The sequence below is a fragment of the Ramlibacter sp. AN1133 genome (assembly GCF_037890035.1).
In the GTDB taxonomy this organism is placed as follows: domain Bacteria; phylum Pseudomonadota; class Gammaproteobacteria; order Burkholderiales; family Burkholderiaceae_C; genus Ramlibacter.
On sequence record NZ_JBBKTQ010000006.1, the window covers coordinates 228712 to 254523 of the forward strand.

The following is a 25812-nucleotide window of genomic DNA, read 5'->3' on the forward strand; positions in this document are numbered from 1 at the left end:
TCTACCGTGCCAGGGTCGATGCGCCAAACAGGCTCTGGATGAATTCCACGGCCAGTTCGGCGGTCCGGTTGCGCACGTCGAGGGCCGGATTGATCTCCACCACGTCGATGGAACCGAGCCGGCCGGTGTCCGCGATCATCTCCATGCAAAGCTGCATCTCGCGGTAGGTAGGCCCGCCGCGCACGCCGGTGCCCACGCCGGGGGCCTCCATGGGATCGAGGCAGTCGAGGTCGAAGCTCACGTGCACGTGCGTGTTGTCGTCGACGTCCTGCAGCACCTCCGTCATCGTGTAGCGCATGCCGTGCTCGTCGATGTGGCGCATGTCGAAGACCTGCAACCCGAGTTCGCGGATCGCCTTCTTCTCGTCGGCGTCGACGCTGCGGATGCCCACGAAATCGATGTTGCCGGCATCCAGCGCCGCGCGCTCGCCGCTCCAGCCCACCAGGTCCGCGGGCCCGTGACCGAGCAGGCAGGCGACCGGCATGCCGTGGATGTTGCCGCTGGGGCTGATCGCTTCCGTGTTGACGTCGGTGTGCGCATCGAGCCAGATCACGCGCAGGTTCTTCTGCTCCTGCCGGCACTGGCGCGCCACGGCGCTGATGGAGCCGATGGCCAGGCAGTGGTCGCCGCCCATGAGCAGCGGCACGTGGCCCATGGCGAGCGCGGTGGACACGGCGTCGAACACGGCGCGGTTCCACGCGGTCACCTCCGGCAGGTGCCGGATGCCCTGGACCGGCGTCAGCCACGGGTTGGGCGGGCCCGCGAGGTTGCCGCGGTCGATCACCTCGCAGCCGTGCGCGCGCAGCGTTTCGGCGAGGCCGGCGACGCGCAGGGCGTCGGGCCCCATGCCCGCGCCGCGCACGCTGGCCCCGACGTCGGTCGGGGCACCGATGAGGCTGACAGTGGTCATCGTTGGAAGCTTGTGCAGCGGGCATTGTGTCGCAAGCACGGCGCAGCGGGGCCGCTTGCAACGGGATGCTTCCAGTGCCCCAATGGCTGGGTTCGAATCGGGAGAATGGTTTGCTCCGAACGAAAACACCCAGGAGCAGACGAATGCTGGCGATGCAATACCGCGGGCCCTACCGCGTGCGGGCGACACAGAAAGCGGAACCCCTGATCGAACATCCCAACGATGCGATCGTGCGCGTGCTGCGCTCGTGCATCTGCGGCTCCGACCTGCACCTCTATCACGGGCTGGTGCCGGACACGCGGGTCGGGCACACGTTCGGCCACGAATTCGTCGGCGTCGTCGAGGAGGTCGGCCCGTCGGTGCGCAGCCTGCAGAAGGGCGACCACGTGCTGGTGCCCTTCAACATCTTCTGCGGCACCTGCTTCTTCTGCCAGAAGGAGCTGTTCTCCAACTGCCACAACGTCAACCCCGAGGCCACGGCCATCGGCGCCATCTACGGCTATTCGCACAGCGCCGGCGGCTACGACGGCGGCCAGGCCGAGTACGTGCGCGTGCCGCTGGCGGACATCGGGCCGCTGAAGATCCCCGCCGACCTCACGCTCGACGACGCGGTGATCCTGACGGATGCCTGCCCCACCGGCTACCAGGCCGCGGAAATGGGCGAGGTCGCGGAAGGCGACACCGTGGTGGTGTTCGGCTGCGGGCCGGTCGGCCTGTTCGCCGCGAAGTCCGCCTGGCTCATGGGCGCGGGCCGCGTGATCATGGTCGACCACGTCGACTACCGGCTGGAGTTCGCGCGCCAGTGGGTGCCCTGCGAGGTCGTGAACCTGAAGGAAGTGAAGGACATGGCGGAGCACCTCAAGGGCATGACCGACTGGCTCGGCGCCGACGTGTGCATCGACGCCGTGGGCGCCGAGGCCGTGGGCAGCATGCTGCAGCAGCTGTCGGGGCGGTACCTGAAGCTGCAGGCCGGCGCGGCCACCGTGCTGCACTGGGCGATCAACTCGGTGCGCAAGGGCGGCAACGTCTCCATCGTCGGCGTGTACGGGCCGACCGGCAACATGGTCCCGATCGGCAACGCGCTGAACAAGGGCCTGACGATCCGTGCCAACCAGGCGGCCGTCAAGCGCCACCTGCCGCGCCTGATCGAGCACGTCCAGGCCGGGCGCCTGAAGCCCAGCGAGATCATCACGCACCGCTTCCCGCTGGAGGAGGTGGCCGACGCGTACCACATCTTCTCGAGCAAGCTGGACAACTGCATCAAGCCGGTGCTGATCCCGCCCGGCGCGCGCGAATACGAGCGGCAGCTGGCGGCCACGCAGGTGCAGGCCCAGGCGCACGTTCATTGAGGAGGCGGGCATGAGCAACCATCCGGAAGACATGACGGTCCACGTCGAGAAGACGACGCCCGAGGAGCACCAGCGCCGGCCGCCGGAAGGCATCCCCGGCTGGGGCGCCGACCTCGACCCGCAGGCGCGCCCCGCGTATCCCATGGAGCGCACGCCGCCACGCTTCATCCACAAGCACTGGGACGACCTCGAGCACCAGCCGCGGACGGTGAAGGTGCTCCACTCCACCGAGCGCCCCGGGCTCACCCCCGTGTTCGGTACCGCGCAGCCGCCCTCCGGCGTGTCGGGGATGATCCGCTCCGGCGCCTTCCGCTACAGCGAGAACGACCTGCGCCACTGGCTGATGCTGCTGTTCGCGGACCGCGTGAACGTGGTCGAAGGCATCATCGACGACCTGGCGCACGGCTACGTGCCGAACTTCTTCACCGAGATGGGCGGCCCGGCCGAGTGGCGCTACAACCGCAACGGCTTCCTGCGCAAGGCAGCGATCTTCGGCGGCGTGGCCGCGCTGCTGCTGTACGCGAACAGCCGGCGCAAGCGGCGCTGAGATAGCTGTCCTTCCCGCGCAGGCGCGAATCCAGGCTCACCCCCGGCCGGCCAGCCGGAACACCGCGCAGCGCTCCCCCACCGGGGCGCCGCGGATGCTCGCGATCGTCTCGGAGCGCCAGGGCCGCAGCGCCTCGCGCTGCTGCGCGTCCAGCCATCCGAGCTGGTCGAGCGCCTCGACGGTCGCGGCGAACAGGGCGACCTTGTTGCCGTCGCTGATCTTGATCGCCAGCGCCTGCGCGCGGCTGCGGCTCGCCACGACCTGCACGCCATCGGCGCCCACCTTGGTCACCCAGTCGCCGCCGCCCAGGCGCATGAAGGCGAGGTCGTTGCGGCCCGTGCCGGAGACGAGCTCCGGATGCGCCGTCATCGCCTCGGCCAGCAGCGCGAAGCTCTCGCCGAAGCGGGTGTCGCGCCCGCCCGTGCCCAGCCGGGCGAAGCCGCGCGCCAGGTGCGACAGCGGCATCGCATAATTGGGCGCCGAGCAGCCGTCGATGCCCATGGCGAGCTGGTGCTCCTGCAGGCCCACCGCCTCGGCCACGGTGCAGCGGATCGCCTGCTGCAGCGGATGCGAAGGCTCCAGGTAGGTGTCCAGGGGCTGCCCGTGCTGGACGCACCACGCGAGAAAGCCGCTGTGCTTGCCGCTGCAGTTGTGGTGGCGCTCGTCGTAGCTCCCCGGCGCCGGTGGCGGCCAGGTGCCCAGCTCCGCGTAGTAGGGCACGTGGCAGCCGCATTGCAGGCGCTTGTAGCCGACGCCGGTCTTGGCCAGGATCTGGTCCACCTGCTCCACGTGCATCGGCTCGCCGCTGTGGCTGGCGCACAGCAGGGCCAGGTTGCCGCTGCTCAGGCCGAAGTGGCGCACGCCGCCGCCCTGCACGAAGGGCAGCGCCTGCAGCGGCTTGAGCGTGGACCGCGTGAACGTGGTCCAGTGCGGGTCCCCCGCGTGGGCAACCACCTGCCCGTGCGCTCCCGTGACGGCGATCGCGCCGAAGTGCACGCATTCGCGCGTGCCGCCGCGGAAGGTTTCGACCAGGGGGATCAGCGATGCCATGGGGCCATTGTGCGCGCCGCCGCTGTCGCGTGAGGGATGCCGCCCGGGCCATCGCCCACCGCACAATCCCGCCATGACCGAACTCCGTTCCCCCTTGCAGGCCCAGGTGGCGCAGTGGCTGGTCGCGCCCGGCGACGCGGTGCGCGCGGGCGACGTGCTCGTGATCCTCGAGGCGATGAAGATGGAGCACGAGGTGCGGGCGCCGGCGGAAGGCAAGGTGCGGGAGTGCCTGTTCGCGCCAGGGGAGACGGTGAACGAGCGGGAAGTGCTCCTGGTCCTGGACGCCCTTGCCACGCCCGTTCCGGCAGTTCCTCCCTCCCCCTCCGGGGGAGGGCCGGGGTGGGGGCGCTCCGGAGCGCCTTCCTCCGCCGCTCCTTCCTCCCCCGCCGCACCCCGCCCCGACCTCCAGCGCGTCCTCGATCGCCACGCCCTCACCCTCGACACCGCCCGCCCCGAGGCCGTCGCGAAGCGCCACGCCCTGGGCCTGCGCACCGCGCGCGAGAACATCGCCCACCTGTGCGACGACGGCAGCTTCAGCGAATACGGCGCGCTGGCCGTCGCGGCGCAGGGACAACGGCGCAGCGCGGACGATCTCGCGCGCAACACGCCGGCCGACGGCATGGTCACCGGCATCGGCCGCATCAACGGGGCACTGTTTCCACCCGAGCGCTCGCAGGCCGTCGTCATGGCCTACGACGCCACCGTGCTGGCCGGAACGCAAGGTTTCCGCAACCACCAGAAGACCGACCGGCTGCTCGGCATCGCGCTGAAGCACCGGCTGCCGGTGGTGCTGTTCGCCGAAGGCGGCGGCGGCCGGCCCGGCGACGTCGACATGCCGATCGTGGCGGGCCTGCACGTGCCCACCTTCGCGAGCTTCGCGCGCCTGAACGGGCAGGTGCCGGTCGTCGGCATCGTCGCCGGCCGCTGCTTCGCCGGCAACGCCGCCCTGCTCGGATGCTGCGACGCGATCATCGCGACCAGCGCCAGCAACATCGGCATGGGTGGCCCGGCGATGGTGGAAGGCGGCGGCCTCGGCGCCTTCCGCCCGGAGGAGATCGGCCCCGCGCCCGTGCAGCACGGCAACGGCGTGATCGACGTGCTGGTCGAGGACGAGGCCGAAGCGGTCGCGGCGGCGCGCCGCTACCTGGCCTATTTCCAGGGCAGCGTGGCGCGGTACGAGGCGCCCGATGCGCTGGCGCTGCGCGACGTCGTGCCGGAGAACCGGCTGCGCGTGTACGACAGCCGCGCGGCGCTGCTGGGCCTGGTCGATGCGGGTTCGCTGATGGAACTGCGCACCGGCTTCGGCGTCGGCATCCACACCGCGCTCGGTCGCATCGAGGGCCGCCCCGTGGGCCTGATCGCCAGCAATCCGCTGCACCTGGGCGGCGCGATCGACCCCGACGCGGCGGACAAGGCCGCGCGCTTCCTGCAACTGTGCAACGCACATGGCCTGCCGGTGGTGAGCCTGGTCGACACGCCCGGCTTCATGGTGGGCCCGGCGATCGAGGAGCGCGCCCAGGTGCGGCATGTCAGCCGCATGTTCATCGCCGCGGCCCACCTGCGCGTGCCGCTGTTCGGGATCGTGCTGCGCAAGGGCTACGGCCTGGGCGCGATGGCCATGGTGGCCGGCGGCTTCCACGCGCCGGAGTTCACCGTTTCGTGGCCCAGCGGCGAGTTCGGCGGGATGGGGCTGGAAGGCGCGGTGCGCCTGGGCTACCGCAAGGAGCTGGAAGCGGTGCCCGAAGGGGCCGAACGCGAGGCGCTGTTCGAGCAACTGGTCGCGCAGAAGTACGCCGAAGGCCAGGCGATGAACATGGCCGCCACGCTGGAGATCGATGCGGTGATCGATCCGGCGCAAACGCGGGCGTGGCTCCTGCGCGGGCTGGCGGCGGCGCGGGTGGCGGATGCGGCCCGGCCGCGGGTGATCGACGCGTGGTGACGCCGGGCGCGGGCCGCGTTTTCGCTCCCGCTCCTGCACACCAAAGTTCACGCATGCTCCCTTCGTCGGAAGGACACGCCGTCAAACCTGCAAGGTCCTGCCCATCCGTCGTCGGGCCGGTCCCCCGCGATGTGCGCGGCATGGCTAGCATCGGCCCTTTGGTCCCCGCATGTTCGTCGCCCTCGGTGTCTTCCTCGCGCTGCTCGCCGCCCTGCTCTATGTCAACCTGAGCGCGGGCGAGCGCCGCGTCACGCACGAGATCGCCCACCTGTACCCGGTGGACGACCCGCAGTTCTTCCGCGCGATGGGCATGCTGCTGGGGCCCGACATCGTGCCCGGCAACCGCGTGCAGGCCCTCAACAACGGCGACGAGATCTTTCCGTCCATGCTGCAGGCGATCCGCGGCGCCCGCAGCACGATCCTGTTCGAGACCTTCATCTACTGGTCGGGCGAGATCGGCGACGAGTTCGCGCAGGCGCTGTCGGAGCGCGCCCGCGCCGGCATCAAGGTGCACGTCTTGCTGGACTGGCTGGGCAGCATCAAGGTGGAGGAAAGCCTGGTGCAGGCCATGAAGGAGGCCGGCGTCGAGGTCTACCGCTTCCACCCGCTGCGCTGGTACAACCTGGGCCGCATCAACAACCGCACGCACCGCAAGCTGCTGATCGTCGACGGCGCCATCGGCTTCACCGGCGGCGTCGGGATCGCACCGCCGTGGACGGGCCACGCGCAGGACGCGGACCACTGGCGCGACTCGCACTATCGCGTCGAGGGCCCCGTGGTCGCGCAGATGCAGAGCGTGATGCTCGCCAACTGGACCAAGGCCAGCGGCCGCATCCTGCACGGGCAGGCCTACTTCCCGCCGCTGCAGCCGGCGGGCGACCAGCAGGCGCAGGTGTTCCACAGCTCGCCCAGCGGCGGCAGCGAGAGCATGCAACTGATGTACCTGATCGCGATCACGGCCGCCGTGAAGACGATCGACATCGCCAGCGCCTATTTCGTGCCCGACGAGATGACGCGCGTCGCGCTGATCGCAGCGCTCGAGCGCGGCGTGCGGGTGCGCGTGATCACGCCCGGCCGCCAGATCGACACGCAGACGGTGCGGCACGCCTCGCGGGCGCTGTGGGGCGACCTGCTGGAAGCGGGCATGCAGATGCACGTGTACCAGCCGACGATGTTCCACTGCAAGACGGTGATCGTCGACGGCCTGCTCGCCTCCGTGGGCTCGACCAACTTCGATCCGCGTTCCTTCCACCTGAACGACGAGGCGAACCTGAACGTCTACGACGCGGAATTCGCGGCGCACCTCACGCGCATCTTCGAGCAGGACCTGGAGCGCTGCAAGCCTTGCACCCTCGAGCAGTGGCGCAGCCGCTCGCTCGCCGAGAAGGTGCGCGAGCGCGTGACGTCCTGGCTGGCGCCGGTGCTCTGAGGCGCGCGTTCAGCGGTTCGCGGCGAGCCGCGCCTTGCGAGGCGCGAGCAGGACGAGCGTAAGCAGCAGCAGCACGAGCGCGACCAGCGTGGGAGCGCCCGGCACGTGCCCGAGGTGCCCTCCCTGCACGTACGCGCTCACGATGCGGAACACGCCGAAGGCCGCCGCCGCGACGCCGAGCCACCAGGCCCAGGCCTGCCGGCCGAACAGCCCGATGGTGACGAGCAGCGCGAGCAGCAGCACGATCCACAGCTGCGGCTGCATCAGCCCGCGCAGCAGCACGCGCAGGCTGCCGGTGCGCTGGAAATGGTGGACGAGGCCGCTCACGGCGAGCAGCGCATAGGCGATGGCGCACAGGGCAGCGAGGCGGAGTTGGGTCAGGCCGGTCATGGGAGTACTTCTGCTTCAAGGAAAAGGATGCGCGTCAGAGGACGGCGGGCGGCTCGGGCGGCAGCGAAGGCGGCACCCGCTCGCCGCTGCGCGCGCAGTTGCCCTGCTTCTCCAGCCAGTACACGACGTTGCCGACGACTGCGATGGTGCCGGAAACGACCATGCTGGCAGCGGCCGTCGCGCCCGCCGCGGCGAGCAGCACGCCGCAGCCGCTGTTGCTGCAGCCGGCGATGCTGGCCACCTGCACGGCCTGCAGCGTCATCTGGCGCGCCACCACGTGGCATTCGGGGTCGTAGCCCACCACCGTCCGCGGGACGACCACGCAGGCACCGAGCAGCGCGGCGAGCGCCGCGGCGAGGAGGTGGAGGGCACGCGTCACGCCACGCGGAACAGCACGGCGTCCTTGTTCGCCGCCGCCCGCTGGTAGAAATCCTTGAGGTCGCGCACCGCCTGCAGCACCTGGTCGGGCGTCGCCTCCATCAGGGCGCTCTCGCAGCGCGAGCGCACTTCGGCATCGGCCAGGGCTGCAAGGCGGGCGGCCGTCGACTGCACCTGGGGCGCGAACGAATAGCCCACCATCTCGGGGATGCTGTCGGTCTGCTCGGTGCCGCACGCGGCTTCCCCCTGCAGCACCTGGCTCAGCTCGTACCACACGCTCGCGGCCTGCGAATAGGTTTCGCGCGGCTGCTCCCCTCCTCCGGGCGCGAGGAAGCCCGCGTGCGCCAGCTCGCCGGAGAGCAGGCGCCGCAGCTGGTCGTCCGACAACGCGAAGAAATGGCCTCCTTGCATGCGTCCCCTCCTCCATCCGGTGCGGCCTGTCCGTCCCGCTTCTGGCGGCGACTATCGCCCAGGGGCGCGCCGAAGGGAAGTCCCACGCTCCGCGCTCGCCACGCGATGGCGGGCAAAGTCGGCAGCCCGCACCGTTCGTCCGCCGGCCGGCGCCGCCCGCGGTGGCCGGGCGTGGCGCACGCGCCGACGTGCTCGCGCTCAGCGACCCGTGTCCAGCAGCGCCACCGCCGCGGAGAAGGTGACGAAGGCCGCCGCCGTCGTCAGCAGGATGATGCGTGCGATGCGCCCCGTGTCGGCGCCGAAGCGCTCCGCCAGCAGCGACACGTTGCTCGCGCTGGGCAGGGCGGCCACCAGCACCATCACGGTGAGCGTGAACGCATCCAGCGGCAGGCCCGCGGCGCGCGCCGCCATGCCGAGGCCCCACACCAGCAGCGGATGCACCAGCAGCTTGGCGAGCGCCACCGGCACGAAGTCGCGCGCGGGCAGCGGGCCGTGCTCGCCCGCCGCGCCGACGGCCTGGGAGCGCGCCAGCACGGCACCGATGGTGAACAGCGCCACCGGGGAAGCCGCGTCCGCCAGCAAGCCGATGGTGTTCATCAGCGGCGCGATCGGCTTGCGGCCCATGGCGGAGGCGATGCCCCCCAGCAGGATCGCCCACGGCATCGGGTTGAGTGCCACGCCCTTGAGCGCCTTCTTCGCGGCCTCCGCGGCCCCGTGTTCGTCCGCGCTGTCCAGCCGCGACAGGGCGATGCACAGCGAGCTGGTGATCACCAGGTCGATCAGGATGGTCAGGATGGCGGGGCCGGCCGCGCGCGGCCCCAGCAGCGCCACCAGCAGCGGCACGCCCATGAAGCCGGTGTTGGGGAATGCCGCCACGAGCGCGCCGAACGAGGCATCGTTCCATCGGATGCGCGCGTTCATGCTGAATTTCACGGTTCCCGCGACCATCATCAGCGCGCACGCGAGCCACACCGCCATGCCGGAGGGGTCCAGCATCTGCGCGATCGGCGTGTTGGCGCCGAAGCGGAACAGCATGCAGGGCAGCGCGAAGAACAGCACGAAGCTGTTCAGCCCACCGATCGCCTCGAAGGGGAGCATGCGCCGGCGGGCGGCAATGTAGCCGGCCAGGACCAGGGCGAAGAAGGGGAAGGTGACGAGCAGGACATCTAGCACGGGCGGTATTGTCCCTGCAACCGCAACCGGGGCCCTGTCCGGGCTTCGCGACAGCTTGCGACCGCCGGCGCGCCCCGCCGCTTATGATTCGGCGCTCTCCCGTTGTCCCCTGCCCCCTCCCCCGATGTCCGCCGGCCTGAATCTCGCCCAGCAAGAAGCCGTCAACTACATGCATGGTCCCTGCCTGGTGCTGGCCGGCGCCGGCTCGGGCAAGACGCGCGTCATCACCCACAAGATCGCGCGCCTCATCCAGGCCGGCCTGGAAGGCCACCGCATCGCGGCCATCACCTTCACCAACAAGGCGGCCGCGGAGATGCGCGAGCGCGCCAAGGCGCTGGTGGGCAAGCCCGCGAAGGACATCCTGATCTGCACCTTCCACGCGCTGGGCGTGCGCCTGATGCGCGAGGACGGCAAGGTGCTGGGCCTGAAGCCCCAGTTCTCCATCCTCGACTCCGACGACGTCACCGGCATCCTGAAGGACGCCGGCGGCACCACCGATGCCGCCACGGCGCGCCAGTGGCAGTGGGCCATCAGCCTGTGGAAGAACCTGGGGCTGAACGCCGCGCAGGCGCTGGCGCAGGCGAAGGACGAGAACGAGCGCGTCACCGCCACCGTGATGGCGCGCTACGAGGAGCGCCTGGCCGCCTACCAGAGCGTGGACTTCGACGACCTGATCGGGCTGCCGCTGAAGCTGCTGCGCGACTTCCCCGAGGTGCGCGAGAAGTGGCAGAAGAAGCTCGGTCACGTGCTCGTGGACGAATACCAGGACACCAACGCCACGCAGTACGAACTGCTCAAGCTGCTAGTGGGCGAGCGCGGCCGCTTCACGGCGGTGGGCGACGACGACCAGTCGATCTACGGCTGGCGCGGCGCCACGCTGGACAACCTGCGCCGGCTGCCGCAGGACTATCCCACGCTGAAGGTGGTGAAGCTGGAGCAGAACTACCGCTCCACCAGCGCGATCCTGCGCGCCGCCAACAACGTCATCCAGCCCAATCCGAAGCTGTTCCCGAAGACGCTGTTCTCCGAACTGGGCGAGGGCGAGCCGGTGCGCGTGGTCGACTGCGACAACGAGGAGCACGAGGCCGAACGCGCCGTGCGCCGCATCCAGTCGATCCGCGAGGCGGGCGGCGGCAAGGACTGGAAGGACTTCGCCATCCTGTACCGCGCCAACCACCAGGCGCGCGTGCTGGAGCAGGCCCTGCGCAAGGCACAGATCCCCTACAAGGTCTCCGGCGGCCAGAGCTTCTTCGACCGCGCCGAGATCCGCGACCTGTGCGCGTGGCTGCGCCTGTGGGTCAACAACGACGACGATCCCGCCTTCCTGCGCGCGGTGACCACGCCCAAGCGCGGCATCGGCCACCAGACGCTGCAGGCGCTGGGCACGTTCGCGGGCCAGTACAAGCTGTCGCTGTTCGAGGCGCTGTTCTCGTCCTCGCTGGGCAGCGTGCTGAGTGCGCGCGCGGTGGGCAGCCTGCACGAGTTCGGCCGCTATGTGAACGACCTCGAGTTCCGCGCCCGCCACACGACGGGTGCCGAAGCCGCCAAGACCTTCATCGCCGACTGGCTCAAGGACATCGGCTACGAGAAGCACCTGTACGACAGCGAGGAGAACGAGAAGATCGCCGCCGCGCGCTGGACCAACGTGCTGGACTTCTGCGAATGGATGGCGGCGCGCTGCGGCGGCGAGATCGACGACGCTTCGGGTGCGAGCATCGCCTCGGAGCGCAAGACGCTGCTGGAGGTGGCGCAGACGATCTCGCTGCTGTCCACCATCAGCGAGCGCGAGAAGGACCAGAACGTCGTCACGCTCTCCACCCTGCACGCCTCCAAGGGCCTGGAGTGGCCGCACGTCGTGCTGGCCGGCTGCGTGGAGGGCATGCTGCCCTTCAAGCCGGAGGACGCCGACGGCGGCGTGGCGAGCGAAGCCTTCGCGCAGCGGCTGCAGGAGGAGCGCCGCCTGATGTACGTCGGCATCACGCGCGCACAGCGTTCGCTGGTCGTGAGCTGGAGCAGGAAGCGCAAGAAGGGCCGCGAGATGGTGGCGGCGCAGCCGAGCCGCTTCATCGCGGAGATGGCGCTGGACAAGGCCACGACCAAGGAAGACCCGCGCGAGAAGCTCAAGGCGCTGCGCGCCGAGTTCGCGAAGAAGAGCGCGGAAGCCGCGGCCGCCGCAGCGGCTGCGGCAGCCACGCCCCGCGCCGCATGAAGGGATTCGCCCTCGCCCTGCTCGCGTGCGCGGGCCCCGTCCTCGCGCAGGTCGAATGCCCGCACGCCAGCGAAGTCACCGCGGCGCACCTGCTCGGGCTCTGGCGGGCCGAGTTCACCGGCCAGGGCCACGCCGGCACGCTGCTGCTGGAAAAGCACGCGCTCTACGCGGCCAGCGTGAGCGGCACCATCAACCGCAACGGCGACCGCAGCAAGCTGGCCGGCGACGTGGAGGACGGCGAATTCACGCTGGAGGAATCCGCCGACGGCGTCCACATCGCGGCGACCTGGCTCGGCGAGGTGGTGGAGGGCTCGTGCGGGCGCGAGATCCGCGGCACCTGGAAGGCCGAGGGCGACGCGAAGGAGCGGACCTTCGTGCTGCGCAAGGACTAGCGTCCCCCTTCCAGATCACCGGCTCTCGCTGCCCTTCTCGGGCCGCGGACTTTGCCGCTCAACGGTGACGCCAGCCGCGCGGGCCCCAGCCGCCGCCGGCCAGCGCCTGCTGTTCGGGCGTGAGCGCCGCGAACAGGTCCGTGCGCGCCTTTTCCTGGGCCTGCCAGGCGGACTCGCGCGCCGCGAACATTTCCTGGCGATGCGCCGCCATGTCGGGCGCCGCCTCGCCGGGCTTGGCGTTCTGCCACTGGGCGTGGAACTTGTCGCGCAGGGCCTGCATCGCGGTCGCCTGCTGCGTGACGGTGCTCTCGTAGGCCTTCCAGGCGGATTCCTGGGCGGGCGTGATCTTCAGCTGGCTCTTGAGGGCCGCCAGCCGGCTGGCCGTCGCGGCGCCCATGTCCGCACCGCCGAAACCCATCATGCCGGGGCCATAGCCCCCCATCGTGCCGGGCCCGCCGCCCATCATGCCGGGGCCGTAGCCGCCCATCATGCCGGGGCCGCCCCCCATCATGCCGGGGCCGTAGCCGCCCATCATGCCCGGCCCCATGCCGAAGCCGGGGCCTCCGCCGGGCCCGAACCCCGGGTGGCCGAAAGCTGCGCCCGCGAGCGCGAGGGCCGCCGTCGCCGTCACGGCCGCAAGGATCTTGGTGGTGGTCTTCATCTCGGACTCCTGTCGTTGGTTGGCCCTTCGATTCAAGCGCGGGCGCGCCGCCGGCGAATGTCAATGGCCGCCCGTTTTGTCGCCCACTGCGACAGCGCGTTTGTTTGACATGCTGTGTTACGCGCCGGCGGCCGATCGGGCTGTAATACGGCCATGGAGCGGACCGACCACATCCTGATCGTCGACGACGACGCCGAGATCCGCACCCTGCTGCAGCGGTACCTGGAGAAGAACGGCCTGCGCGCCACCGCCGTCGCCGACGGCCGCGCCATGCGCCAGGCCCTGGACCGCGGCGCCTTCGACCTGGTGGTGCTGGACGTGATGCTGCCCGGCGACGACGGCTTCACCCTGTGCCGCGAGCTGCGCGCGCGCTCGGACATCCCGATCGTGATGCTGACCGCGCGCGGCGAGGAGATGGACCGGGTGGTCGGCCTCGAGATGGGCGCCGACGACTACGTGCCCAAGCCGTTCAGCGCGCGCGAGCTGCTGGCGCGCATCAAGGTGATCCTGCGGCGCGCCCGCAGCCTGCCGCGCAACCTGCAGCCGGAGGAGGAGCGCAGCATCCGCTTCGGCGGCTGGACGCTCGACACCGTGCACCGGCACCTCGTGTCGCCCACGGGCGTCATCACGCCGATCGGCGGCGCCGAATACCGGCTGCTGCGCATCTTCGTCGAACACCCGAACCGGGTGCTCACGCGCGACCAGCTGGTGGAACTCACCCAGGGCCGCGAAGCCGACGCGCTCGATCGCAGCATCGACGTGCAGGTCAGCCGCCTGCGCCGGCGCCTGGGCGACCACGCCGACGAAGCCGTGATGATCAAGACGGTGCGCGGCGAAGGCTACGTGCTGACGGTGCCGGTGGAAAAGGAAGGCGCCTGATGCGCGGCCTGGCGCGCTGGCTGCCGCAGTCGCTGTTCGGGCGGCTGGTGCTGGTGCTCGCCGGCGGCCTGCTGGTGGCACAGCTGCTCAGCGCGGCGATCAACCTCGCCGAGCGCGACCGCCTGCTGGTCGCCGCCGGCGGCATGCAGCAGGCGCAGCGCATCGCCGACGTGGTGAAGCTGCTCGATTCGCTGGCGCCCGCCGAACGCGCGCGCATCGCGGCGGTGATGAACGTGCCGCCGCTGGTGGTGACGCTGCACGACGCGCCGGCCCCCGCGGCGAGCGGCGAAGCGCCGCGCGCGCTGATGTTCACCGCGCTGTTGCGCGCTTCGCTCGGCGCCGAGCGCGAGGTGCGGGTCGAAACGGGCCCGGTGCCCGCCGGCGCGCCATGGCCGCCCGGCCCCGGACCCGGCCGCCACCACATGATGATGGGTGCCGGCGCCGGCGCCGGCGGCGGCCCGCCCGGGCCGGTGCTGCGCACGCAGGTGCAGCTGGGCGACGGCAGCTGGGCGCGTTTCGACACGCAGCTGCGACCGAGCGCGAGCACGCCGCCGTGGCGGCTCGCGCTGACGCTGGCCATCCTGCTGTTCGCCGTGCTGCTGCTGGCCTACGTCGCCGTGCGCTGGGTGACGCGTCCCCTGCACGTGCTGGCCGATGCGGCCGATGCGCTCGGGCACGACATCCACCGGCCGCCCCTGCCCGAGGACGGCCCCACCGAGATCCGGCGCGCGGCGCAGGCGTTCAACAGCATGCAGCAGCGGCTGGTGCGCTTCATCGAGGACCGCACCCGCGTCTTCGCGGCCATGTCGCACGACCTGAAGACGCCGATCACGCGCATGCGCCTGCGCGCCGAGCTGCTGGAGGACGACGAGCAGCGCCAGCGCTTCGAGGCGGACCTGCGGGAGATGGAAACCATGGTCACGCAGACGCTGGAGTTCATGCGCGGCATGGGCGGCACCGAGGCGCGGCAGGACGTCGACATCAATGCGTTGCTGGAGAGCCTGCAGTCGGACAACGAGGCCATGGGCCGCGAGGTGCGCCTCGAGGGACAGGCCCGGGCCGCCTACCCGGCGCGCGTTTCGCTGCTGCGGCGCTGCCTGGCCAACCTGGTCGACAACGCGGTGCTCTACGGCGAGCGCGCGACCGTACAGGTGGACGACGGTGCGGACGCGCTCGTGATCCGCGTGCTGGACGAGGGCCCCGGCATTCCTGCAGCGGAACTGGAGAAGGTGTTCGAGCCCTTCTACCGCCTCGAGCAGTCGCGCAGCCGCGCGACGGGCGGCACCGGTCTCGGCCTGGCCATCGCGCGCAATGTCGCCCACATGCACGGCGGCGAGATCGCCCTGCGCAACCGCGAGGTCCGCGGACTGGAGGCGATCCTCACGCTGCCGCGCGCGCTTCGCTAGCATTGCGCGGATGCGCCTTTCGATCGCCTGCCTCGCCGCCGTCCTGCTGCCCCTCGCTGCCGCCGCGCAGCAACCAGATTCCGCGTGGCAGGCCTGCACCGCGCTGGTCGACGGCGTGCAGCGCCTGGCCTGCTTCGACGCCTGGGCGAAGAGCCAGCGCGCGCCCGCGCCCCCGCCCGAAGTCGCGGCGGCCGCACCGCTGGCCGAGCCGCCGACGCGCCGCGGCCTTTCGCTCACCGCGTCGGACGGCTGCCGCGACACCCGCTATTCGGAGCTCTCGCGCTTCTGGGAGCTGGAGCCGGGCGCGGACTGCGGCACCTTCGGCCTGCGCGTTTACCGGCCGGTCTCGCTGGACCTCGTCAACGCGGGCACGATCAACCGCGAGCCCACTTCGGACAATCCGCGCAACAACGCCACGACCACGCTCGACTACCGCACGACGGAAACGCGCCTGCAGCTTTCGGTGCGCACCAAGATCGCGCAGGGCCTGCTGGTCGGCCGCCCCGACGCGATCGATTCGCTCTGGTTCGCATACACGCAGCAGTCCTACTGGCAGATCTTCACGCCGCGGCTGTCGCGGCCCTTCCGCAGCACCGACCACGAGCCGGAAGTGTTCTACGTGATGCCGCTGCAGCCCGCGCAGGCGGACCAGTGGCGGCTGCGCTTCGGCGGGCTGGGGATCGTGCACCAATCGAACGGCCAGTCGCTGCCGCTGTCGCGCAGCTGGAACCGCGTGTACCTGATGGCCGGCGCCGAGCACGACCGCCTGCAGCTGCAGGCGCGCGTGTGGCGCCGGCTGCACGAGAGCGCGGGCAATGACGACAACCCCGGCATCAGCAACTTCATCGGCCGCGGCGAGGTGACGGCGACCTGGCATCACAGCCGCTCCAACCTGTTCGCCGCCACCGCGCGCCACGCGCTGCGCGCCCGGGGACGCGGCTCGCTGCGGCTGGAGTGGTTCCGCACGCTGGCCGACCCCGGCGAAGGCCCGCCCAGCGGGCTGCAGCTGCACACGCAGCTCTTCACCGGCTACGGCGACACGCTGCTCGATTACAACCGCAGCCGCACCGTGTTCAGCATCGGCCTGAGCCTGGTGGAGTGGTGACCCTGCGGATGCGTCCGCTACCGCACCGACAGCGCCCCGCCCCGCGCGCAGAGTGCATGGACCACAGGAGATCACCATGAACTGGGACAGGATTCAAGGCAACTGGAAGCAGGTGACCGGCAAGGCGCGCACGCAATGGGGCAAGCTGACCGACGACGACCTCGCCGTGGTGGCCGGCCACCGGGACCAGCTCGCCGGCAAGATCCAGGAGCGCTATGGCGTGGCCAAGGACGAGGCCGAGCGGCAACTCGCCGAGTGGGAGAGCAAGGCGGACGACTCCTGGTTCAAGGGCTAGGAGCCCTAGCGCAAGGCACCTTGCGCGGGTGACGGTCCTCAGGTGAGCCGCGAGCCCACGGGCCGCAGCGGTTCGGGCAGCGCCGTCTCGCCCAGCGCCTCGCGCAGGTTGATCTCCACCTCGCGGCACATCGCGTCCAGCGGCAGGTGGTTGTCGGCGAGCCCGAACGGCTCCTCGATCTCGTCGCCCAGCGCGTCGAGGCCGAAGAAGGTATAGGCCACGATCGCCACCACGAAGGGCGTCATGAAGCCGACCTGGTCGACCAGCCCGAACGGCAGCAGGAAGCAATACAGCCAGGCCGTGCGGTGCAGCAGCAGCGTGTACGGGAAGGGGATCGGCGTGTTCTTGATGCGTTCGCACAGTGCGGCGACGGCGGCGAGCGCCGACAGCGTCTGGTCCAGGTCGGCGGCCAGCGGCGCATCGAGCCTGCGCTGGCGCAGCCAGGCGCCGACGTCCTGGCCGCTGCGCCGCAGCAGCCAGTCGGTGCCGCAGCGCGCGGCCTCGAAGGCGCGCGCCTCCTCGGGCGGCAGCAGCCTGCGCATCTCCTCGCGCGCGTCGGTGCCGCGCAGCTGGTGCCGCAGCGCGGAGGCGAAGGCGATGGTGCGCAGGATCGCGAGGCGCCGCGGATCGTTCGCGTCGTCCGGCCCGACGGGCGCCTCGAAGTGCAGCAGCGTCTGCACCTGGCGCGCGAAGCTGCGCGAACGGTACAGCAGCTCGGCCCAGAGCCGGCGCGCTTCCCAGTAGCGGTCGTATGCCGCGTTGTTGCGAAAGCCCAGGAAGATCGCCAGCGCCAGGCCGATCAGCGAGAACGGCACCGTGGTCAGCGTCACCTTCCACTGGTAGACGAAGCCGTGCGTGAGCGTCACCAGCGTGGCGACGGCCATGCAGGTGACGAGTTCCCACGCGATGTGCGGCAGCACGGAGCCACGCAGGATGTAGAACAGCTGGAGGCCGCGCGGGCGGTCGCGAACGATCACAGCGCGAGATCGTACTCGCTCAGGCGGCGAGCAGCCGCGGGAGCGGCAGGGCGGCGCCCGCGAGACCGCGGATGTCCGGCGCGGATTCGCGCCTAGCGGGCCGGCCTGCCTACCTGCGCATGCAGCGCGACGAACTCCTGCGTCACCTTGTGGCGCGCGTCCATGTGGATCATGGGGCGCGCGAGATCGTGCGATTCCCTGATCTTCACCGAGGCGCTCAGGTACGGCTGCAGCACCGGCAGTCCCTCGTCGACCAGCTCCTGCACCAGGCGCTGCGGCAGGTTGGCCCGGGGCTGGAACTGGTTGACGACGATGCCGCCGACTTCGAGCCCGCGGTTGTGATCGGCCTGGATCTCCTGCACCTGGTCCAGCAGGCCGTACAGCGCGCGCCGCGAGAAGTCGTCGCAGTCGAACGGGATCAGGCAGCGTTGCGCGGCGATCAGGGCCGAGCGCGTGTAGAAGTTCAGGGCCGGCGGGGTGTCGACGTAGACGTCGTCGTACGCGTCCTCGAGTGCGGCCAGCGCATCGCGCAGCTTGTAGATCTTGTAGCGCGACTCGAGCTTGCCGTGCAGTTCCTCGAGCTGCGGGTGCGACGGCATGAGGTGCAGGCCCTCCCACGCCGTCTCGACGATGAACTCCGCGGCTTCCCTGGCACGCACGGTGAACTTCAGGGACTCGCCGAAGAAACCGGCCGCGCCTTCGCCGGCGTCGTCGGCCTGAGCACCGAGCAGGTAGCGCGTCGAGTTGCCCTGGGCATCCAGGTCCACGACCAGGGTGCGGCGTCCCTGCTGCGCGCCGATCGCCGCGAGGTTGCAGGTGATCGTGGATTTCCCCACGCCGCCCTTCTGATTGAACACGACGTATCTCATTCGGCCTTTCGCTTCACCCGGGTTGCAGGGGTTGTATTGTGCACCGCACAATCGCGCGGGTTCACGAGCCGTGCAGTTCGCGCTCCGGGGAGGTGGGCGGCGGTTCGCGCAGCAGCAGTTCCAGCAGCCGCTGGCGCTGCCGCGCATCGAGCAGCTGGCGCTCGCGTTCGAGCTGCGCGATCACGCGCCGTTGCTGCACGGCCTGCAGCTGCGCGATGCGCGCGCGTTCCTCCTCGATGCGGCGCGGGTCGGGCTGCTGCGAGAAGATCTGCCGGATCAGCACCTCGCGGTGCCGTGCGACTTCGCGCCAGCCGGTCTCCAGTTCGGCGAGGAACGGCGCCTCGATCTCGTGCCACCGTTGCCGCTGCGCGGCATCGAGCTGGAGCTGGCTCGCCAGGTCGACGCTGGCGGCGGCGCGATCGCGCGCCTGGTACGCCGCGGCACCGAGCACGCCGAAGTTGACCAGGACCGACAGCACCAGCAGGTAGGTCAGGCGGGAGCGCTGCATGTCACCTCCCCCGCGGTCCGCATGACGGCAGCCCGGCGCACAACACGCTCGCCCGCTCGGCGTCGAAGACCGTCATGCCGGCCGGCCGCGGGGCCGCTCCCGACCCCGCCAGCAAGGCCAGCCCCAGATAGACGCCCACGCCGAACGCCAGCGCGCCACCCATCGCCTGGGGGCCGGCGCCCCGAAGGCGGGCCAGCGACAGGCCGCGCCATCGCTGCTGCTGGCGGGCGGACTCCGGCAGCCCGCGAAGACGCGCGAGCACGATCGCCGAGAGGTCCGTCTCCACCGTTCGCTGCCGCAGCAGGAGCAGGTCCGAGCGCAGTGCGCCGAACTGCCGCAGCGTTGCGCCGCAGGCCGGGCACAGGAGCGCGTGCCGGCGGACCTCGGAGCGGCGGTGCGGCGCGAGCTCGCCGTCGATGAGGGCGGAGAGGTCCTCCGCGGCAGGGCAGCCGGATTCCTGTTTCATGTCTGCATCCTCGTGTAGATCTGCGCCAGCGCCGCGCGGCCGCGCGCCAGGCGCGACTTCACCGTGCCTTCGTCGATGGCCAGTGCCGCCGCGAGCTCCTCGTAGCTCAGGCCCTCGACTTCGCGCAGCAGCACGATCTCCCGCTGCTCGGGGGGCAGGCGGGCCAGCGCCGCATCCAGCTGCCCGATGGTCTGCTTGGCGTGCAGCCGCACTTCCGGGCTGTCGGTTTCCGCTGGCGTGTCGTGGTCTGGCGGCAGCGGTTCGAACGAGACCAGCTGCCGCCGCCGCAGCAGGTCGTAGGCGACGTTGGACGCGATGCGATACAGCCAGGTGTGGAACCTGGCCTCGGGACGCCAGGAGGGCAGCGCCTCCCACGCCTTGAGGAACACCTCCTGCGAGAGCTCCAGTGCCTCGTCGCGCGAGCCCGTGAGGTTCAGCAGGTGCCGCAGGATCCTGCCCTGGTTGCCGCGCACGAGTTGCGCGTACGCCGACGGGTCCCCGCGCTGCGCCCGCCGGGCGAGGTCCCGTTCCGCGGCGGCCTCGTCGGCCGGGGCGCGGATCGAAGCCTCCGCGGTGCTCGAGGTTTCCAGGACCAAGGTGCTCCCTTCGGGCGGCGCAAGGGCAGTATGGTGCGGCCGGCAACACCGTCCTTGCATTGCGTCAAGGTCGCGGGCGCGCGCCCGCGGCGGGCCCTCGCAGGCCGGCTGCACCGGTCACCTCAGTGCTTGTGCGCGGTGGCGGCTGCCGCCGCGGGGGCGCCGGCGGCCGCATGGCTGTCGCCCGTCCGGGCGGCGTCGTGCAGCCGCTCGACGTAGTGCACGTACTCGACGTACGCCCCGACATGGGCGCGCGCGGCCTGCACGTCGTTCGGGTCGTGCTTCTTCGTGCGCAGCACCACCTCGAACTGCCGGTGCAGGCCGTGCTCGACGCTCTCCCCGATCATCGCGGCCACCGGCTTGAGCTTGCCGGTTTCGATCGCCTTGTCGGCGGCGGCCACCGCGGGCTCGATCTGGCCGGCCGGCTTGAGCCCCGTGTACGGGGCACCTTCGCCGGCGCGGTGCACGCGCACGAGCGTCTCGAGGAACGCGTAGTCGGCCAGCTCGCGGGCGGGGCCGCCGGCCTTGCGCACGGTCACGCTCTTCTGGAAGGCACTGCGGATCTCGGCCTCGTCCTTCGGCTGGACCCAGCCGAGGACGAGATTGACGTTGCCGCTGTCCAGCGCCTTGCGGGCATCGCCCACGACGGGGCCGTCGAGCGTGTCGCAGTGGGCCTGCGCGGCGGTCCCCCACGAGAGGGCGGCAGCGGCGATGAGGGCTCCGAAGAGCCTGGCGAGGCGGGGACGATTCAGGTGGATCATGGCTTGCTCCAGGAAAGGAAACGAAGGGTCGGGAAAGCCTGGGGCTGCGCAAAGCTCAGGCTCGCTCATGAAACGGCCCGGGCGCGGCAATGTGCCGGCCGGTGTTCCCGTCCTTAGCAAACATCAAGACTGGCGCCCGCCGCGGGCACCGTGCGCCGCGCCCTCAGTCGCGCGGGAGCGTGACCGTGGGGATGTCGCCGGCATCCGCGATCACCTGCCGTTGCGGCAGGTAGTGCAGCAACAGGTCCGTCTCCTTCTTCACCACCCGGTAGCACTCGCAACTCAGCGCCTCGAGCCGCGGGCGGTCCAGCACGTTGATCAGGCCGCGCTGGTACGAGATCACCCGCAGCTGCTCCAGCTTCGACGCTGCCTGGGTCACCCCGGAACGGCGGACGCCGAGCATGTTGCTGATGAACTCCTGCGTCATCGTCAGCCGGTTGTCCGAGAGCCGGTCCATCGACAGGAGAAGCCAGCGGCACAACTGCTGGTCGATGGTGTGGTGGCGATTGCACACGGCGGTCTGTGCCACCTGCGTGATCAAGGCCTGGGTGTAGCGCAGCATCAGCAGCAGCAACTCGCCGTGCCGGTCGAATTCCTCCTTCACCCGCGCCCGCGGCAGGCGATAGGCATGGCCCGCGCTCTGCACCAGCGACCGGCTGGGGGTGCTCTCCCCTCCCATGTAAAGCGTGACCCCGAGCAGGCCCTCGTTGCCCACCACGGAGATCGCCGTGGAGGCGCCGTTCTCCATGAGGTACTGCATCGAAATGATGGCGTCGGTCGGGAAGTAGACGTGCCGCATGATGTGTCCCGACTCGTACATGAGCGCGCGCAACGGCAGTTCCGCCAGTTCCAGGTGCGGGAACAGGCGGCTTTGCACTGCCGGCGACAGCGCTGCCAGCAGGTGGTTCTGCCTGGGGTGCGGTTCGGGCGTGTGCTTGCCACCGGCCGGGCCAGGACCGTCATGTCTTGTCTTCGCCATGGGCCTCCCGGTCATGTGCACGTTTCGGCGGGCCGGGCATCCGGTGCGGCCGTCGCGTCAGGTCGGCGCGCCGCCATCCTGGCTCGCGTTCGCCGTCGGCTCTTCCAGCTTCGGTGCGCGTGGGTGCTGCTCCTGCCGGTCGGCAGGCAGATGCGGGACGATGCTGGCCGCGCCCTCTCCACTGTGACCGTGGATGGTCTGATCGGTCTCGTTGCTGGGGTCGGTCGTCATGCAATCCTTCGTTGAGCCTCAGCGTGTTCCACTGCCACGGACAATGATGTAGTCCGGGAGGCCGACGCCGCGCGTCTGCGACGCCGTCGAAAGCGGTGAGGGCGGGGGCGGGACTCTGCGCTGCCGACGCCACGGCTGGCTTCGGCCCGCGCGCCCGCGACACAGGGACTCCAGGCTTCAGAGCGGCAGGTCGTAGTGGATCGTCAGCGGCGCGTGATCGCTGAAGCGCGTCGCCTTGTAGATGGAAGCCTCGCGGGCCGCCTGCGCGATGCCCGGAGTGGCCACCTGGTAGTCCAGCCGCCACCCCACGTTCTTCGCATAAGCCTGGCCGCGGTTGCTCCACCACGTGTAGCAGTCGTCCGTGGTGTCCGGGTGCAGGTGACGATATACGTCCACCAGGCCCGTTTCGGACAACAGTTTTGTCATCCAGGCCCGCTCCTCGGGCAGGAAGCCGCTGTTCTTGCGGTTGCCCTTCCAGTTCTTCAGGTCCTTTTCCTGGTGGGCGATGTTGACGTCGCCGCACAACACGAACTCGCGCTGGTGCCTGAGCGCCACCAGGTGCGGATCGAACACGTCGAGGAAGCGGAACTTGGCCTGCTGGCGCTCCTCGCCGGAGGAGCCCGAGGGGAAGTAGCAGCTGATGATGGAGAACCTGCGCTGCGGCGTGTCGAAGCGCAGTTCGAGGTAGCGGCCCTCGGCGTCGAACTCCTCGCAGCCGAAACCGACGATCACGTCGCTCGGCTCGTGCCGGCTGAAGGCGCCCACGCCGGCATAGCCCTTCTTCTGCGCGAAATGGAAATGGCCCTTGAGGCCGGCGAGCGCGTCGTACTTGCCCTGCACGTCCGGCGCCTGCGCCTTGACTTCCTGCACGCAAATACAATCCGGGCTGGTCTGTGCAAGCCATGCCTCGACCCCCTTGCTGGCCGCCGAGCGGATGCCATTGAGGTTCAGGCTGGTCAGTTTGAACAAGGAATTTCCCATGGTGTCGGATGGCAGCCAGGACGCCCTGGCGCAGGATTTCGTGGAGTTCGCGGTGCGGTCGGGCGTCCTGCGGTTCGGCGAGTTCAAGACCAAGGCAGGGCGCCTCTCGCCCTACTTCTTCAACGCGGGCCTGTTCGACGACGGCGCGAAGCTCGGGCGGCTGGCGCAATTCTATGCAGGCCGCATCCTGGCGTCCGGCGTCGAGTTCGACATGATCTTCGGCCCGGCCTACAAGGGCATCCCGCTCGCCGCGGCCGTGGCCATCGAACTGGCCCGCGCCGGCCGCAACGTCCCCTACGCGTACAACCGCAAGGAAGCCAAGGACCACGGCGAGGGCGGCACGCTGGTGGGCGCCCCGGTGCGCGGGCGGGTGCTGATCGTCGACGACGTGATGTCCGCCGGCACCGCGGCGCGCGAATCGATCGCGCTGATCCAGGCGGCCGGCGCCACCCCCCACGCCGTGGCGATCGCCCTGGATCGCCAGGAGAAGGCGACGGAGGATGGCCACGACGTGCCGTGGAGCGCCGTGCAATATGTCCGCGAAAGGCTGGGCTTGCAGGTCTGCGCCATCGCCAGGCTGGCCGATCTCTTGCATTATCTGCGGGTGCATGCCGGCGAAGAACTCGGGGAGCATTACGAGAAGGTTGTCGCCTACCGGGATCGCTACGGAGCCGGCTGAAGAGGAAAACCCCTGGTGCCTGCCAAACGCCCATTCCGCCTTTTTCTCGGCGCCCTCGCGGCGGCCGGAGCGCTCGCGCCCGCCTGGTCGCAGCCGTCCGCTCCGGCCGGCAGCATCTTTACCTGCATCGATGCGCGCGGCCAGCGGCTGACGTCGGACCGCCCGATCGTCGAATGCCTGGACCGCGAGCAGAAGGAACTGAAGAAGGACGGCACGGTGCGGCGCACCCTCGGCCCGTCGCTGACGGCGCAGGAACGCGCGGCCTACGAGGAGCGCGAGCGCAAGCTCGCCGAGGAGCGCCAGCGCCAGACCGACGAACGCCGGGCCCAGAAGGCGCTGCTCACGCGCTACCCGAACCAGGCGGCGCACGACGCGGAGCGCGCCAAGGCGCTGCGGGCCGCGCAGGACGTGATCGCCGCGGGCCAGCGCCGCGTGGCCGACCTGGAGGAACAGCGCCGCAAGCTGGTCCAGGAGACCGAGTTCTTCAAGGAACCCTCGAAGTGGCCGGCCAAGCTGAAGCGCCAGATCGAGGAGAACGAGCAGCAGATCGCCGCCCAGCAGCGCTTCGTCGAGAACCAGGAAGAAGAGAAACGGCGCATCGACGCCCAGTTCGACGAGGAACTGGCGCGGCTGAAGGTGCTGTGGGCCCAGCTGGCGCCGCCGACCGCGACCTCCGGTGCGGCCGGCGCGTCCCCCGTGCCCGTGGCGCCGACATCGCGCAAGCGCTGAGCCTCGTCGCCGCGGCGACATTCCCATCCCCGGAACCGGGGGCCAGCGCCCCCAGCCACGGGGACTAGATTCCCAGCTTGCTGCGCAGGAGGTCGCCGACCTGCTGCGGGTTCGCCTTGCCCTTGCTGGCCTTCATCACCTGGCCGACCAGGGCGTTGAACGCCTTGTCCTTGCCGGCGCGGACCTGTTCGACGTTGGCCGCGTTCGCCGCGAGCACCTCGTCGACGATCTGCTCCAGCGCGCCGCTGTCGTTCATCTGCCTGAGGCCCTTGGCCTCGATCACCGCATCCACGGCCGATCCCTCGCCGCTCCACAGCGCGTCGAACACCTGCCGGGCGGCGTTGTTGGAGACGGTGCCGTCCTGGATGCGCCGGATCAGCGCGGCGAGCGTCGCCGCGGCCACCGGCGCCTGCGCGATGTCGATCTCCTGCGCGTTCAGGCGGCGCGAGACCTCGCCCATGATCCAGTTGCTGGCCAGCTTCGGCTGGCCGCTCGCGCGCGCCGCGTCCTCGAAGTAGGCGGCCATGGCCTTGCTTTGCGTCAGCGTCGTGGCATCGTATTCCGGCAGGCCGTAGTCGGCGACGAAGCGCGCGGCCATGGCGCGCGGCAGCTCCGGCATCTCGCCGCGGATGCGCGCGACCCACTCGTCGGCGATCACCAGCGGCGGCAGGTCCGGATCGGGGAAGTAGCGGTAGTCCGCCGCGTCCTCCTTGGTGCGCATCGCGCGCGTCTCGCCGGTATCGGGGTCGAACAGCACGGTGGCCTGCTCGATGGCCAGGCCGTCCTCGATCCGATCGATCTGCCAGCGCACCTCGAAGTCGATCGCCTCCTTCATGAACTTGAAGGAGTTCAGGTTCTTGATCTCGCGCCGCGTGCCCAGCGGCTGCCCCGGCTTGCGCACCGACACGTTGGCATCGCAGCGGAAGCTGCCTTCCTGCATGTTGCCGTCGCAGATGCCGATCCAGGTGACGATCTTGTGCAGCTCCTTGGCGTACGCCACCGCCTCGTCGGAGGAGCGCATGTCGGGCTCGGTCACGATCTCCAGCAGCGGCGTGCCGGCGCGATTGAGGTCGATGCCCGACATGCCGACGAAGTCCTCGTGCAGCGACTTGCCGGCGTCCTCCTCGAGGTGCGCGCGCACCAGCCGCACGCTCTTCTTCTCGTCGCCGAGGAAGAAGCCGATCTCGCCGCCCTGCACCACCGGGATCTCGTACTGCGAGATCTGGTAGCCCTTGGGCAGGTCGGGGTAGAAGTAGTTCTTGCGCGCGAAGATGCTGCGCGGCGCCACGTGCGCGCCGATCGCCAGGCCGAAGCGGATCGCGCGCTCCACCGCGCCTGCGTTCATCACCGGCAGCGTGCCGGGCAGCGCCAGGTCCACCGGGCAGGCCTGCGTGTTGGGCTCGGCGCCGAACTTCGTCGGCGCGCGGCTGAAGATCTTGCTTTCGGTGGAAAGCTGGGCGTGGGTCTCGAAGCCGATGACGACTTCGTAACCGTGGATCAGTTTTGCGGTCAT

At 70.4% G+C, this 25812-nt stretch carries 28 protein-coding genes and 1 pseudogene; 12 read left to right on the forward strand and 17 right to left on the reverse strand.

The window, feature by feature from the left end:
* Position 1: 1 nt before the first annotated feature.
* Entirely contained in the window at positions 2-910 is a 909-nt protein-coding gene (gene rocF / locus WG923_RS10800; protein ID WP_340350962.1) for an arginase, read from the reverse strand.
* Between the two features lie 143 nt (positions 911-1053).
* Here rocF and WG923_RS10805 point away from each other — a divergent pair, with 143 nt between their 5' ends.
* Positions 1054-2259: a zinc-dependent alcohol dehydrogenase gene (locus WG923_RS10805; RefSeq protein ID WP_340350963.1), complete on the forward strand. Its 1206-nt coding sequence runs from the start codon at positions 1054-1056 to the stop codon at positions 2257-2259.
* A gap of 10 nt (positions 2260-2269) precedes the next feature.
* Positions 2270-2806, forward strand: coding sequence for a hypothetical protein (locus tag WG923_RS10810; protein WP_340350964.1), 537 nt, complete (start codon positions 2270-2272; stop codon positions 2804-2806).
* A 36-nt stretch (positions 2807-2842) separates the two neighbouring features.
* Here the strand turns inward: WG923_RS10810 and WG923_RS10815 are convergent, their stop codons facing one another.
* Positions 2843-3856, reverse strand: a complete 1014-nt coding sequence (locus WG923_RS10815; RefSeq protein WP_340350965.1) for an asparaginase — start codon at positions 3854-3856, stop codon at positions 2843-2845.
* An 88-nt stretch (positions 3857-3944) separates the two neighbouring features.
* Between WG923_RS10815 and WG923_RS10820 the strand changes: the two are divergent.
* A pseudogene (locus tag WG923_RS10820) lies at positions 3945-5795 on the forward strand (carboxyl transferase domain-containing protein); the annotation flags it as partial.
* 169 nt (positions 5796-5964) lie between these two features.
* Positions 5965-7224, forward strand: coding sequence for a phospholipase D-like domain-containing protein (locus WG923_RS10825; RefSeq protein ID WP_340350966.1), 1260 nt, complete (start codon positions 5965-5967; stop codon positions 7222-7224).
* Positions 7225-7233: 9 nt separating this feature from the next.
* On the opposite strand, the gene WG923_RS10830 is transcribed toward WG923_RS10825, so the two are convergent.
* The 4 genes from WG923_RS10830 to WG923_RS10845 form a co-directional block, all read right to left on the reverse strand.
* Entirely contained in the window at positions 7234-7614 is a 381-nt protein-coding gene (locus tag WG923_RS10830; protein WP_340350967.1) for a hypothetical protein, read from the reverse strand.
* Between the two features lie 34 nt (positions 7615-7648).
* Positions 7649-7993 carry a hypothetical protein gene (locus WG923_RS10835; RefSeq protein WP_340350968.1) on the reverse strand — a complete coding sequence of 115 codons (345 nt, stop codon included), beginning with the start codon at positions 7991-7993 and terminating at the stop codon, positions 7649-7651.
* Complete coding sequence (locus WG923_RS10840) at positions 7990-8403, reverse strand: DUF1877 family protein (RefSeq protein WP_340350969.1); 414 nt, start codon at positions 8401-8403, stop codon at positions 7990-7992. The genes WG923_RS10835 and WG923_RS10840 overlap by 4 nt, the downstream gene beginning before the upstream one ends.
* A gap of 198 nt (positions 8404-8601) precedes the next feature.
* Positions 8602-9576 (reverse strand): AEC family transporter, encoded by a 975-nt coding sequence (locus tag WG923_RS10845; protein ID WP_340350970.1) that lies wholly within the window; start codon positions 9574-9576, stop codon positions 8602-8604.
* 124 nt (positions 9577-9700) lie between these two features.
* Between WG923_RS10845 and WG923_RS10850 the strand changes: the two genes are divergently transcribed.
* Complete coding sequence (locus WG923_RS10850; RefSeq protein WP_340350971.1) at positions 9701-11785, forward strand: ATP-dependent helicase; 2085 nt, start codon at positions 9701-9703, stop codon at positions 11783-11785.
* Positions 11782-12177: a hypothetical protein gene (locus WG923_RS10855; RefSeq protein ID WP_340350972.1), complete on the forward strand. Its 396-nt coding sequence runs from the start codon at positions 11782-11784 to the stop codon at positions 12175-12177. The genes WG923_RS10850 and WG923_RS10855 overlap by 4 nt, the downstream gene beginning before the upstream one ends.
* A 58-nt stretch (positions 12178-12235) precedes the next feature.
* Here WG923_RS10855 and WG923_RS10860 read toward each other — a convergent pair whose 3' ends face one another.
* Positions 12236-12838 carry a Spy/CpxP family protein refolding chaperone gene (locus WG923_RS10860; protein ID WP_340350973.1) on the reverse strand — a complete coding sequence of 201 codons (603 nt, stop codon included), beginning with the start codon at positions 12836-12838 and terminating at the stop codon, positions 12236-12238.
* A gap of 153 nt (positions 12839-12991) precedes the next feature.
* Here WG923_RS10860 and WG923_RS10865 point away from each other — a divergent pair, with 153 nt between their 5' ends.
* From WG923_RS10865 to WG923_RS10880, 4 genes are all read left to right on the forward strand, one after another.
* Positions 12992-13717, forward strand: a complete 726-nt coding sequence (locus WG923_RS10865) for a response regulator (protein WP_340350974.1) — start codon at positions 12992-12994, stop codon at positions 13715-13717.
* A complete protein-coding gene (locus WG923_RS10870) occupies positions 13717-15123 on the forward strand; it encodes an ATP-binding protein (RefSeq protein WP_340350975.1) in 1407 nt (468 codons plus the stop codon). The genes WG923_RS10865 and WG923_RS10870 overlap by 1 nt, the downstream gene beginning before the upstream one ends.
* Before the next feature lie 10 nt (positions 15124-15133).
* A complete protein-coding gene (locus tag WG923_RS10875; protein ID WP_340350976.1) occupies positions 15134-16228 on the forward strand; it encodes a phospholipase A in 1095 nt (364 codons plus the stop codon).
* Between the two features lie 76 nt (positions 16229-16304).
* Entirely contained in the window at positions 16305-16523 is a 219-nt protein-coding gene (locus tag WG923_RS10880; RefSeq protein WP_340350977.1) for a CsbD family protein, read from the forward strand.
* Positions 16524-16561: 38 nt separating this feature from the next.
* Here the strand turns inward: WG923_RS10880 and WG923_RS10885 are convergent, their stop codons facing one another.
* The 9 genes from WG923_RS10885 to WG923_RS10925 form a co-directional block, all read right to left on the reverse strand.
* Positions 16562-17500, reverse strand: a complete 939-nt coding sequence (locus tag WG923_RS10885; RefSeq protein WP_340350978.1) for a bestrophin family protein — start codon at positions 17498-17500, stop codon at positions 16562-16564.
* 92 nt (positions 17501-17592) lie between these two features.
* On the reverse strand, positions 17593-18369 hold the full coding sequence (locus WG923_RS10890; protein ID WP_340350979.1) for a ParA family protein: 777 nt from the start codon (positions 18367-18369) through the stop codon (positions 17593-17595).
* A 61-nt stretch (positions 18370-18430) separates the two neighbouring features.
* Entirely contained in the window at positions 18431-18877 is a 447-nt protein-coding gene (locus tag WG923_RS10895) for a periplasmic heavy metal sensor (protein ID WP_340350980.1), read from the reverse strand.
* Between the two features lies 1 nt (position 18878).
* A complete protein-coding gene (locus WG923_RS10900) occupies positions 18879-19343 on the reverse strand; it encodes an anti-sigma factor family protein (protein ID WP_340350981.1) in 465 nt (154 codons plus the stop codon).
* Positions 19340-19939: an RNA polymerase sigma factor gene (locus tag WG923_RS10905; RefSeq protein ID WP_340350982.1), complete on the reverse strand. Its 600-nt coding sequence runs from the start codon at positions 19937-19939 to the stop codon at positions 19340-19342. Before WG923_RS10905 ends, WG923_RS10900 begins: the two co-directional genes overlap by 4 nt.
* Before the next feature lie 122 nt (positions 19940-20061).
* A complete protein-coding gene (locus WG923_RS10910) occupies positions 20062-20700 on the reverse strand; it encodes a DUF6448 family protein (RefSeq protein WP_340350983.1) in 639 nt (212 codons plus the stop codon).
* A gap of 163 nt (positions 20701-20863) precedes the next feature.
* A complete protein-coding gene (locus WG923_RS10915; protein ID WP_340350984.1) occupies positions 20864-21679 on the reverse strand; it encodes a Crp/Fnr family transcriptional regulator in 816 nt (271 codons plus the stop codon).
* Between the two features lie 57 nt (positions 21680-21736).
* Positions 21737-21910, reverse strand: a complete 174-nt coding sequence (locus WG923_RS10920) for a hypothetical protein (protein ID WP_340350985.1) — start codon at positions 21908-21910, stop codon at positions 21737-21739.
* 177 nt (positions 21911-22087) lie between these two features.
* Positions 22088-22879 carry an exodeoxyribonuclease III gene (locus tag WG923_RS10925; protein WP_340350986.1) on the reverse strand — a complete coding sequence of 264 codons (792 nt, stop codon included), beginning with the start codon at positions 22877-22879 and terminating at the stop codon, positions 22088-22090.
* Between the two features lie 10 nt (positions 22880-22889).
* Between WG923_RS10925 and pyrE the strand changes: the two genes are divergently transcribed.
* Positions 22890-23570, forward strand: a complete 681-nt coding sequence (gene pyrE / locus WG923_RS10930) for an orotate phosphoribosyltransferase (protein WP_340351065.1) — start codon at positions 22890-22892, stop codon at positions 23568-23570.
* A 15-nt stretch (positions 23571-23585) separates the two neighbouring features.
* Positions 23586-24299 carry a DUF4124 domain-containing protein gene (locus WG923_RS10935; protein ID WP_340350987.1) on the forward strand — a complete coding sequence of 238 codons (714 nt, stop codon included), beginning with the start codon at positions 23586-23588 and terminating at the stop codon, positions 24297-24299.
* Between the two features lie 64 nt (positions 24300-24363).
* Here WG923_RS10935 and gatB read toward each other — a convergent pair whose 3' ends face one another.
* Entirely contained in the window at positions 24364-25812 is a 1449-nt protein-coding gene (gene gatB / locus WG923_RS10940) for an Asp-tRNA(Asn)/Glu-tRNA(Gln) amidotransferase subunit GatB (protein WP_340350988.1), read from the reverse strand.

Coding starts and splice junctions, on each gene's coding strand:
- pyrE (WP_340351065.1), top strand. CDS start 22,890: ATGGTGTCGGATGGCAGCCAGGACGCCCTGGCGCAGGATTTCGTGGAG.
- WG923_RS10915 (WP_340350984.1), bottom strand. CDS start 21,679: ATGGCGAAGACAAGACATGACGGTCCTGGCCCGGCCGGTGGCAAGCAC.
- WG923_RS10855 (WP_340350972.1), top strand. CDS start 11,782: ATGAAGGGATTCGCCCTCGCCCTGCTCGCGTGCGCGGGCCCCGTCCTC.
- WG923_RS10830 (WP_340350967.1), bottom strand. CDS start 7,614: ATGACCGGCCTGACCCAACTCCGCCTCGCTGCCCTGTGCGCCATCGCC.
- WG923_RS10825 (WP_340350966.1), top strand. CDS start 5,965: ATGTTCGTCGCCCTCGGTGTCTTCCTCGCGCTGCTCGCCGCCCTGCTC.
- WG923_RS10815 (WP_340350965.1), bottom strand. CDS start 3,856: ATGGCATCGCTGATCCCCCTGGTCGAAACCTTCCGCGGCGGCACGCGC.
- WG923_RS10840 (WP_340350969.1), bottom strand. CDS start 8,403: ATGCAAGGAGGCCATTTCTTCGCGTTGTCGGACGACCAGCTGCGGCGC.
- WG923_RS10870 (WP_340350975.1), top strand. CDS start 13,717: ATGCGCGGCCTGGCGCGCTGGCTGCCGCAGTCGCTGTTCGGGCGGCTG.
- WG923_RS10890 (WP_340350979.1), bottom strand. CDS start 18,369: ATGAGATACGTCGTGTTCAATCAGAAGGGCGGCGTGGGGAAATCCACG.
- WG923_RS10875 (WP_340350976.1), top strand. CDS start 15,134: ATGCGCCTTTCGATCGCCTGCCTCGCCGCCGTCCTGCTGCCCCTCGCT.
- WG923_RS10900 (WP_340350981.1), bottom strand. CDS start 19,343: ATGAAACAGGAATCCGGCTGCCCTGCCGCGGAGGACCTCTCCGCCCTC.
- WG923_RS10810 (WP_340350964.1), top strand. CDS start 2,270: ATGAGCAACCATCCGGAAGACATGACGGTCCACGTCGAGAAGACGACG.
- WG923_RS10895 (WP_340350980.1), bottom strand. CDS start 18,877: ATGCAGCGCTCCCGCCTGACCTACCTGCTGGTGCTGTCGGTCCTGGTC.
- WG923_RS10910 (WP_340350983.1), bottom strand. CDS start 20,700: ATGATCCACCTGAATCGTCCCCGCCTCGCCAGGCTCTTCGGAGCCCTC.
- WG923_RS10865 (WP_340350974.1), top strand. CDS start 12,992: ATGGAGCGGACCGACCACATCCTGATCGTCGACGACGACGCCGAGATC.
- rocF (WP_340350962.1), bottom strand. CDS start 910: ATGACCACTGTCAGCCTCATCGGTGCCCCGACCGACGTCGGGGCCAGC.
- WG923_RS10805 (WP_340350963.1), top strand. CDS start 1,054: ATGCTGGCGATGCAATACCGCGGGCCCTACCGCGTGCGGGCGACACAG.
- WG923_RS10850 (WP_340350971.1), top strand. CDS start 9,701: ATGTCCGCCGGCCTGAATCTCGCCCAGCAAGAAGCCGTCAACTACATG.
- WG923_RS10880 (WP_340350977.1), top strand. CDS start 16,305: ATGAACTGGGACAGGATTCAAGGCAACTGGAAGCAGGTGACCGGCAAG.
- WG923_RS10860 (WP_340350973.1), bottom strand. CDS start 12,838: ATGAAGACCACCACCAAGATCCTTGCGGCCGTGACGGCGACGGCGGCC.
- gatB (WP_340350988.1), bottom strand. CDS start 25,812: ATGACCGCAAAACTGATCCACGGTTACGAAGTCGTCATCGGCTTCGAG.
- WG923_RS10920 (WP_340350985.1), bottom strand. CDS start 21,910: ATGACGACCGACCCCAGCAACGAGACCGATCAGACCATCCACGGTCAC.